Source organism: Variovorax sp. VaC1, from assembly GCF_043658315.1.
Classification (GTDB): Bacteria; Pseudomonadota; Gammaproteobacteria; order Burkholderiales; family Burkholderiaceae_C; genus Variovorax.
Window position 1 is genome coordinate 20,725 of record NZ_JBIGLT010000012.1, and the last position, 9,327, is coordinate 30,051.

The 9,327-nt window shown below is 65.0% G+C and carries 6 protein-coding genes; 3 read left to right on the plus strand and 3 right to left on the minus strand.

What is annotated here, in order from left to right; translation table 11 throughout:
• Nucleotides 1-5: 5 nt before the first annotated feature.
• The 3 genes from ACGLHS_RS32100 to ACGLHS_RS32110 all read right to left on the minus strand — a co-directional run bounded on the left by ACGLHS_RS32100 (nucleotide 6) and on the right by ACGLHS_RS32110 (nucleotide 5,423).
• The gene (locus ACGLHS_RS32100) at nucleotides 6-1,202 is read right to left on the minus strand and encodes a nucleoside hydrolase (protein WP_394486028.1); all 1,197 of its coding nucleotides are present in this window, start codon (nucleotides 1,200-1,202) and stop codon (nucleotides 6-8) included.
• A 157-nt stretch (nucleotides 1,203-1,359) separates the two neighbouring features.
• Nucleotides 1,360-2,973, minus strand: coding sequence for a S41 family peptidase (locus tag ACGLHS_RS32105; protein WP_394486030.1), 1,614 nt, complete (start codon nucleotides 2,971-2,973; stop codon nucleotides 1,360-1,362).
• Between the two features lie 125 nt (nucleotides 2,974-3,098).
• Complete coding sequence (locus ACGLHS_RS32110) at nucleotides 3,099-5,423, minus strand: ATP-binding protein (RefSeq protein WP_394486032.1); 2,325 nt, start codon at nucleotides 5,421-5,423, stop codon at nucleotides 3,099-3,101.
• A 119-nt stretch (nucleotides 5,424-5,542) separates the two neighbouring features.
• On the opposite strand from ACGLHS_RS32110, the gene ACGLHS_RS32115 reads away from it, so the two are divergent.
• The 3 genes from ACGLHS_RS32115 (at nucleotide 5,543) to ACGLHS_RS32125 (ending at nucleotide 9,038) form a co-directional block, all read left to right on the plus strand.
• The gene (locus tag ACGLHS_RS32115) at nucleotides 5,543-6,739 is read left to right on the plus strand and encodes a threonine ammonia-lyase (protein WP_394486034.1); all 1,197 of its coding nucleotides are present in this window, start codon (nucleotides 5,543-5,545) and stop codon (nucleotides 6,737-6,739) included.
• A 110-nt stretch (nucleotides 6,740-6,849) separates the two neighbouring features.
• On the plus strand, nucleotides 6,850-7,002 hold the full coding sequence (locus ACGLHS_RS32120; protein ID WP_176801281.1) for a hypothetical protein: 153 nt from the start codon (nucleotides 6,850-6,852) through the stop codon (nucleotides 7,000-7,002).
• 164 nt (nucleotides 7,003-7,166) lie between these two features.
• On the plus strand, nucleotides 7,167-9,038 hold the full coding sequence (locus tag ACGLHS_RS32125) for a phosphoenolpyruvate carboxykinase (GTP) (RefSeq protein WP_394486039.1): 1,872 nt from the start codon (nucleotides 7,167-7,169) through the stop codon (nucleotides 9,036-9,038).
• Nucleotides 9,039-9,327 lie beyond the last annotated feature (289 nt).

Genomic DNA, 9,327 nt, shown 5'->3' on the forward strand with positions numbered 1-9,327 from the left:
CCGGTTCAGTTGGTTGCCGGTAGCGTGATGGGGACCGGGCGCGTCAGCAGATCGACGTAGAGCGTGAAGAAGCGCGCGTTGTCGAACTTCTTCACCACCGTCAGCTTCTGCAGTGCCGGGCCCGGTGGCTGCGAGACATAGCCGATGGAACGGCCGTTGTCGGGCGCGCCGGGCTTGGCGATCACGTCGACGTAGCGGTCCTCCGTCTGGGTGGCGTAGGTCGGGTCGATCAGGTAGGCCAGGGTCAGCGTGTCCCAGATGTTCTGGGTGTAGTTGGGGTTGGTCTCGAAGCCGTTCTTGCCGTCGAAGCCGTAGCCGTTGAGCTTCTGGAACACGTCCGTCACCGCGGTGGGCTTGGCCGGGTGCGCGATGCGGTCGTAGATCGACTTGGTCAGGAACACGGTGTCGGTCACGTCGAGCGGCACCACCACCTGCGGGATCGGCAGCCGCACCACGAACTGCGCGGCATCGGGGTCGAACCACCAGTTGAACTCGGCCGCCTTGGTGGTGTTGCCGGGCACGTCGATGGCGCCGCCCATGTAGATGATCTGCTTGATGAGCGGCACGATCTCGGGGTTCTGCTTCACCGCGAGCGCGATGTTGGTGAGCGGGCCGATGGCCAGGATGGTGATCTCGTTCGGGTTGGCTTTCACGGTGTCGACGATGAAGTCGACGGCGCTCTTGCGCTGCACGCTCGTGTGGGTGGCGAAGCCGTCGGGCGAAGGCTTGAGATCGGCGGCGGTCATGGGCTCGGGGCCGCCCCAGGCGCCCAGGTAGCCGTCACCGCCCGCGCCGGCAGCCATTTCGGCCTGCACGTCGGCATAGGTGTGGTTGAGCGCGTAATTCGCGCCAGAGTAGACGCCGATGCGGTCGCCCACGCCGAGCCGCTCGACCGACATCAGCGCATCGGCCACGCCCTGCTTGAGCCACTGGTTGCCCGATACCACGCTGATGCCCATGACCCGGACCTTGCCCGTAGCCTGCAGCTGCGCGGCCATGACGCCGAGCTGGCCGTCGTCGCTCATGGTGTTGTAGTCGCTGTCGATGATGATCTTCTGCGCGGCAGCGGCCGGAGGCCCGCCGGAGCCAGTGCCCGCGCCAGAACCCGGACCGAAGGCAAAACCACCACCGTCGCCTCCGCCTCCGCAACCGGCCAGCACCGCGATGACGACGGCGAACACCGTCCCGATCCATTTGCGCATTGTTCCGCTCCTAAGAATTTGGTTTTCAGTCGAAGGCCACTGAAATACAAACGTTTGCGCAAAGCTTTGCGCAAACGTTTGCGAAACTCTACGGCGCTTGCCACGGGCGTGGCAAGCGCCGTGGCCTAGGGGTTTTCCGCGAGGACGCGGAGCAGGGTCAGCCCGGGTTGGGGGCGAGGTCGAACAGGCGGTTGCGGCGCAACGGCGACTGGTCGATCAGGAAGGGCGTCTCGGCTTCGGCCGGCTGGGCCTTTTGCAGGCCTTGCGCCGCGGCCTTGACCGTCGACGTGGGGCAAGAGCCTCCGCTGCGCAAGGCAAGGGCTGCTGCCAGCCGGGCTTCGTTGGGGTCGCCGAGCTGGTGGTCGTAGTCGTCGGGCACGGTGCAGGTGGGCGGGAAGCCATCGCCGTAATCGCCGAAGCCCAGTTGGTTCACGCCCTTGACCTGGATCGCGAAGTAGGTGGTGCCGCAGTTGTCCTGCGGATAGAAGCCGTAGGGCTTGCCGCAGGTGGTGCCACCGACGAGGTTGACCGTGACACCCACGCCGCGCAGGCTGTTGATGACCGACTCGCTGGCCGAACAGGTGTCCGGGCTCGTCAGCACGGTCACCCGCGAGAGGCCGAGCGAAGGCAGCGCCGCGCCGTTGCGGCTGGTGCTGTAGAACGGCATCTGGCTCTGCGCCTGCGAGAAGTGGAACGGGTTCTTGTCGTTGAAGGTCAGCTGCTCGAAGGTCTTGTTCGCCGTGGCCGACGGCGCGGCGATCATGTAGGCCAGACGGCTGGCAATGGCGAGCTGGCCGCCGCCGTTGTAGCGCATGTCGAGCACGAGATCCTGGATGCCGCCCGGGCTGGCCTTGAAGGTGTTCACCGCGTCGATGAGCTGCTGTTCGGCGGTCGTGATGTGGTCGTTGAACAGCATGTAGCCCACATGGTTGCCGCCGCCCACGTCGAGCACCGTGACGTTCTGCACCGGCTTGCTCGTAACATTGGTCGCCTTCAGCGAATAGGACACAGCCGGTGCGCTGCCCAGCTGGAACGTGAAGTTGTGCGTCTCGCCCACGGTCTTCGGCGAGAGCGCGCCGTTGATCGTGGCGGCATTGGCCGTGCCGGTCGCGTTGACGAAATCGACGCCGTCGACGGTCACCAGCTTGGCGCCGCGCTTCAGCCCGGCGACGTCGGCGGGCGAGCCCGGCTCGACGAGAACAACGCGCAGTTCGCGCGGCGGGCTGGTGGCGATGGACACGAACTCCGCGCCGTAGCTGACCGACACGCCGCCCTGCGACAACTGCCGGTACACCTCGGTGTCGTAGGTGAAGTGAAAGCGGTCCTTGGCGCGGCCCGACGCCGTGGTGGCCGTCGTCTTGAGCACGTTGAACCAGGCGACCGGCGTTGCGTAGTCGCTCGCCTTGAGGGTGGTCGGCACTTCGCCGTACCAGAGGTAGGTTTCGTCGATCCAGCCGCGCACCCAGCTCTTTTCGTTGTCAATCGAGCCTGCACGGTCGGGGTAGGCCGCGCCGGTGTCGGGGTTGGTGCCGCTGCGCGGCGAGGCGCACATGCCGGCCACGGTCGCCGAAGGAACGATGCCGCTGCTGCCACCGGTGCCGGTGGCCGGCGGCGGCGTGGTGCCGGGAAGCGCGGCGAACGGAATACCGCCGCCGCCCCCACCTCCGCCGCCTCCACAGCCCGCCAGCAGGCTGGCCACGGCGAACGTGGCGGCCGCAGCCCAGGCACCAGGACGCGGCAGCCGCCGCATGTCTACCTTGCGAAAAGCCATGTGTTCCTCCTCGTGTCCGCGATGCCGGACGGATGTTTCGTATCGCGCAGCCTGCCCGCCGATACGCTCCCCGGGTTTCACACCCGTTGTTCTGTTGCCGCCCGCCGCCAGCCGCCGCGTTGCGGCTACTGCACGAAGCCCATGCCGCGCGATTCGCGCACTTCGGGCTTGATGCGGTGCTCGGCCTCGAGCTGGTCGAGAAACTCGGCCGCCGAGAACTCGGCCGCGAGGATATCGGTCTGCCGTTTCACCGCCGCGAAATCCCCGGGGCACAGTTGTGGCAATTGCGCCAGCCGCGCCTGCAGGGCGCTGGTCATGAGCGCTGCATCGCCCGCGAGCGCCTCGACCACAAACATGCGCTCGCGCTGCTCCTTCGTGAGCGGCTTGAACTTGATCTTGAAGGTGAAGCGCCGCAGCGCCGCCTGGTCGAGCCGATCGAGCAGGTTGGTGGTGCAGATGAAGACGCCGTTGAAGCGCTCCATGCCCTGCAGCATCTCGTTGACCTCGGTGACTTCATAGGTGCGCTGCGCGCCGCGCCGGTCCTGCAGGAAGGAGTCGGCCTCGTCGAGCAGCAGCACGGCCTTTTCGTTCTCGGCGTCCTTGAACATGGCGGCCATGTTCTGCTCGGTTTCACCGACGTACTTGCTCATGAGGTCGCTGGCCTGCTTGACGACCAGCGGACGGCCGACGGCCTTGGCGATGTGCTCGGCCAGCGCCGTCTTGCCGGTGCCGGGCGCGCCGTAGAAGCACAGCGTGCCGTGACCGCGCGCCTTCAGCGCCTCGACGATGCGCGGGATCTCGAAGCGCGTCTCGACATGGAGCATGTCGAGGTCGTAGGTGGTGACGCTGCGGCGCTCGCCGCGGCCGGTGTCGAGCGTGCCCAGGGCGATGTCGGCGTTGCGCAGCTGCCGTTCGATCAGCCCTTCCATCGAGGCATCGTCGGTGCGGGCCAGCCCCGCGAAGCGCACCGCGGTGCGGATCTGCGCGGGCGTGAGGCCCTTGCGCCCGGCCAGCTTGGCGGTGAAGGCTTCGGACACGACCACGCCTTCGAGCGTCTTCTTCACGAGCTGCTCGCGCGCGCCGGGCGGCGGCGACTTCAGTTCGAGGTGGTACGCGAAGCGGCGCCGAAAGGCCGGGTCGATCTGCTCGATGCGGTTGGTGACCCAGAGCGTGGGCACGGGGTTGGCTTCGAGGATCTGGTTGACCCAGGCCTTGCCGCTCACGCTGCCGCTGGTGGGCGCGGGGATCTGCTCCGCGCGGGCCATGAACTGCGCGGCTTCGGTGCTGATGGGCGGGAAGACGTCTTCGACTTCATCGAACAGCAAGGCCGCCTGCGCGCTGCCCTTGAGGAAGACCTGCGCGATCTGCAGCGAGCGGTAGCGATCGCGGCCGCTCAATGAATTACCGTCGCGGTCGGCGTATTCGACCTCGAAGAGCTCGAGGCCCGCCGCCTGCGCGACGACCTTGGCAAGCTCGGTCTTGCCGGTGCCAGGCGGCCCGTAGAGCAGCACGTTGACGCCGGGCTCCTTGCGCGCAACGGCGGCGCGCAGCAGCGTGACGAGCATCTGCGCGTCTTCTTCGACGAAGGAAAAATCGTGCGGCGTGAGCGCGCTCTTGGCCGATGGCCGCGTGAACACCGCCATCAGCTCGTTGTGGTCGCGGTACTCGCGCATCAGCACGGGCGGCAGCTTCTCGCTGACCTTCATGAGGTCGGCGAGGTCGGTGATGTTGTGCTCGGAGATCAGGTTCTCGACAAGGCCGATGCGTTCGAGCCGCGAGCCTGCCCGCAACGCCTCGCCCACTTCGCTCGCGTTGACGCCTGCGATGTCGGCGATGGCCGCATAGGCCTCGGGCGCGTTGTTGACCTTGAACTCGACCAGCAGGGAACGCAGGTCGCGCTGGTACCGCGCGAGCGTGCCGTACAGCAGCAGCGCGCGCTCGGCCTTGTTCAGTTGCAGCAGGCCTGCGAGCGCATCGATGTTCTTCTCGACCAGCGTCGATTGCTTGCGCAGTGCATGCGTGAGCCAGTCGCGCGTGACGGCGAGCACCGAGAGCAGGTCCTTGGGCTGGTCTTTCGCGTATTCGTCGAGGTAGAAGAAGAGCGTGCCTTCTTCATATGGGCCGCGCCACACGCCATGCCGTTCGAGCAGCGTGCGGCCATCGAAATTCTCGACGCCCTTCCATGCCTCGTTGCCCGCGCAGCGACGGCCGAGGAACTCGCGCAATCGGTGCAGCACGGCCGTGGGCCACACGAGATGCCGGCCGGTGAGCGACAGCAGCCCGTTGATATCGCGCCGCACGTTGAAGCGCGGGCCTTGCTTGGCGGCGAGCGTGAGCACGAAGTGCGAGCACATGAGCTCGAGCACCGGCGCTTCCTTGAGGCCGGGCGACGGCAATGCCTGCCCGCGTACTGCAGCAGCCACGACATCGACACCCGCACGCTTGACCATCAGGCAACCTCCTATCGATCAGGAAATTCGTGGAGAGACCATAACGCAGACTTTTGGCTTCGGGAAGACCGGCAAACGGTAAAAACCCTCATGGTGCGATTCCAGCCACAATGCGCGCCATGGTCGGAATCGAAGAAATCCAGCGCGCCGCGGCGCGCCTGCAAGGTCAGGTGCTCAATACGCCCTGCGTCGAGTCACGCACGCTGTCGGAGATCGTCGGCGCCCAAGTGTTCCTGAAGTTCGAGAACCTGCAGTTCACATCCTCGTTCAAGGAGCGTGGCGCGTGCAACAAGCTGGTCGATCTTTCCCGGAACAGCACGGGCGTGATTGCCATGTCCGCCGGCAACCATGCGCAGGGTGTGGCCTATCACGCGCAGCGGCTGGGGCTTCGCGCGCTGATCGTGATGCCGCGCTTCACGCCCGGCGTGAAGATCGAACGCACGAGGGGCTTCGGCGCCGAGGTGGTGCTGCATGGCGACACGCTCGACGCAGCACGTGCCCATGCCCTGGAGCTCGCGCAGCGCGAGGGGCTGACCTTCGTTCATCCCTATGACGACGAAGCCATCATCGCGGGCCAGGGGACGGTGGCGCTCGAGATGCTCGACGCGGTGCCCGACCTCGACACGCTGGTGGTGGCCGTCGGCGGCGGCGGGCTGATCGCGGGCATGGCGGTCGCGGCGCGCGACCGCAAGCCCGACATCGAGATCGTGGGCGTGCAGACGACGCGATTCCCGGGCATGGTCAACGCCGTGAAGGGCACGCACCACCCGCAGGGCAAGAGCACCATCGCCGAGGGCATCGCGGTCGGCACGCCCGGTGTGCTGACCCAAGAAATCATCGCCAGCAAGGTCGACGACCTCGTGCTGGTGGACGAAGGCGACATCGAGCAGGGCGTGCTGATGTTGCTCGAGATCGAGAAGACGTTGGTCGAAGGCGCCGGGGCCGCAGGCCTTGCAGCGCTGATCCGGCATCCGGAGCGGTTCAGGGGCAAGCGTGTCGGGCTGGTGCTGTCGGGCGGCAACATCGACCCGCTGCTGCTCGCGGCCATCATCGAGCGCGGCATGGTGCGTGCCGGCCGATTGGCGCGGGTGCGCGTGAGTGCGCGCGACGTGCCGGGCTCGCTGGCGCAGATCACTGCGACGGTGGCTGAAGCGGGCGCTAACGTCGACGAGGTGCACCACCAGCGCGCCTTCACCATGCTGGCGGCACAGAACGTCGACATCGAGCTGGTACTGCAGACCCGCGGGCGGGCCCACCTGGCAGCCGTGCTGGTCGCGCTGAAAGACGCCGGCTTCGAGGCCGAAGAACAACATTGAGCCGTCTGACACGCGGGGTTGGGGGGCTCGCAACCCCCTAGACCTGTCAGTGGCTACCCGCCGGTAAAATATCGGCAGTCTGTCATTTGCGTATTCGAGGTACTTTCCCGATGTCCAACCCCACTCCCGTCGAACACGGCCATGACGCCGCTGTCGAAAAAGACGCCGTCGAATCGGTCGTTCACCTCATGCCCCTCGTGCTGCCGCTGGCTGGCGGCGTCCTGATGCTCCTGCTGGCATCCATCGCAGTTTTCATGGCCTGACTACAGGCTTTTGCGCCTTTGTCCGCGGGTCGTGCAGCCCGCGCAGGCGCAGCATTCAGCAATCTCCCGAAGCCGAAACGTTTTCTCAAACGGACCTCCGCGCCTCTCCCAGGCACCGCGGCGCCCCGTTCGGAAAGACGATTTTTCAACTTAGGAGATTTCCGATGAACGCACCCACGATGAAGGGCCTCACCATTCAGGCGCCCTCATACGTCAAGAACGCCAAGCTGATTGCCTGGGTGGCCGATATGGCCGCGCTGTGCAAACCCGACGCCATCCATTGGTGCGACGGCAGCAAGGAAGAATACGACCGGCTCTGCCAGCAACTGGTCGACGCCGGCACCTTCAAGAAGCTCAATCCGGCCAAGCGCCCGAACTCGTTTCTCGCAGTCTCCGACCCGACCGACGTCGCGCGCGTCGAAGACCGCACGTTCATCTGCTCCGCGGAAAAGGAAAGCGCCGGCCCCACCAACAACTGGATGGCCCCGGCCGAGATGCGCGCTACTTTGCAGCCGCTTTTTGACGGCTGCATGAAGGGCCGCACGATGTATGTGGTTCCGTTCAGCATGGGCCCGCTGGGTTCGCCGATCGCGCACATCGGCATCGAGCTGTCGGATTCGCCGTATGTCGCAGTCAACATGCGCATCATGACCCGCATGGGCAAGGCCGTGTACGAGGTGCTGGGCACCGACGGCGAGTTCGTGCCCTGCGTGCATACCGTGGGCGCACCGCTGGAAGCCGGACAGAAGGACGTGTCCTGGCCCTGCAACAAGACCAAGTACATCGTTCACTACCCCGAAACGCGCGAGATCTGGAGCTACGGCTCGGGCTACGGCGGCAATGCGCTGCTCGGCAAGAAGTGCTTTGCACTGCGCATCGCCTCGAACATGGGTCGCGACGAAGGCTGGCTGGCCGAGCACATGCTCATCCTGGGCGTGACCAATCCTGAAGGCAAGAAGTACCACGTGGCCGCGGCATTCCCGAGCGCTTGCGGCAAGACCAATTTCTCGATGCTCGTGCCGCCCGCCGGCTTCGAAGGCTGGAAGGTCACGACCATCGGCGACGACATCGCCTGGATCAAGCCGCAGGCCGACGGCTCGCTGCGCGCCATCAACCCCGAAGCCGGCTATTTCGGCGTCGCTCCCGGCACCAACATGCTGACGAATCCGAACTGCATGCGCAGCCTGGACGACGGCGTGATCTTCACCAACGTCGCACTGACGGATGATGGCGACGTGTGGTGGGAAGGCATGGAACAGGACGCACCGGGTAAAGCGCTGCCGGCGCACCTGATCGACTGGCAAGGCAAGGACTGGACACCCCAGATCGCCAAGGAAACCGGCGCAAAGGCCGCGCACCCGAATGCGCGCTTCACCGTGGCTGCGACCAATAACCCTGCGCTCGACGACGCTTGGGACGACCCGAAGGGTGTAACCATCGATGCTTTCATCTTCGGCGGTCGCCGTTCGACCACTGTACCGCTGGTGACCGAAGCCCGCAATTGGGTCGAGGGTGTCTACATGGCCGCCACGATGGGTTCGGAAACCACCGCTGCCGCGGCTGGCCAGCAAGGTGTGGTGCGCCGTGATCCATTCGCCATGCTGCCGTTCATGGGCTACAACATGAGCGACTATTTCCAGCACTGGCTGAACCTTGGCAAGAAGCTCGAAGCCTCGGGCGCCAAGCTGCCGAAGATCTACACCACCAACTGGTTCCGCAAGGGCGCCGATGGCAAGTTCGTCTGGCCTGGCTATGGCGAGAACATGCGGGTGCTGAAGTGGATGATCGATCGTGTCGAAGGCAACAAGACCGAAGGTATCGAGCACATCACCGGCGTGAGCCCACGCTATGAAGATCTGAACTGGACTGGTTTGAATTTCAGCGCCGAGCAATTCGCGACCGTGACCAGCATCGACAAGGCCGCGTGGGAAGCTGAACTGAAGCTGCACGCTGAGCTGTTCAAGCAGCTGGAACACCACCTGCCGAAGGAACTACCGGAGACCAAGGCCGCGATTGAGCAGCGTTTGGCGGCCTGATTGGTGCTGGTTCAGACAGGCTGATTAGCAGCCTGAAAAAAGCCCGATGAATTTTCATCGGGCTTTTTTATTTGCGAAAGCGATTTCAGCGCACTTGAGCTTCTGCTGCCACTTCACCGTTTGCACCAGTTGTTTGGTGCTGGCGGCTTATGGAATCAGTCTTTGCTCTCACTCCACCTGCTTGGTGCCGGCATTTAGCTGAAGAACGCGTTTTCTTTTCTCGCCCGCTCCGTGCCTGCTATTCAAGCGTTGCTCTGGCTGTATTGATTTAGCTTTTTGTTCTTTATCT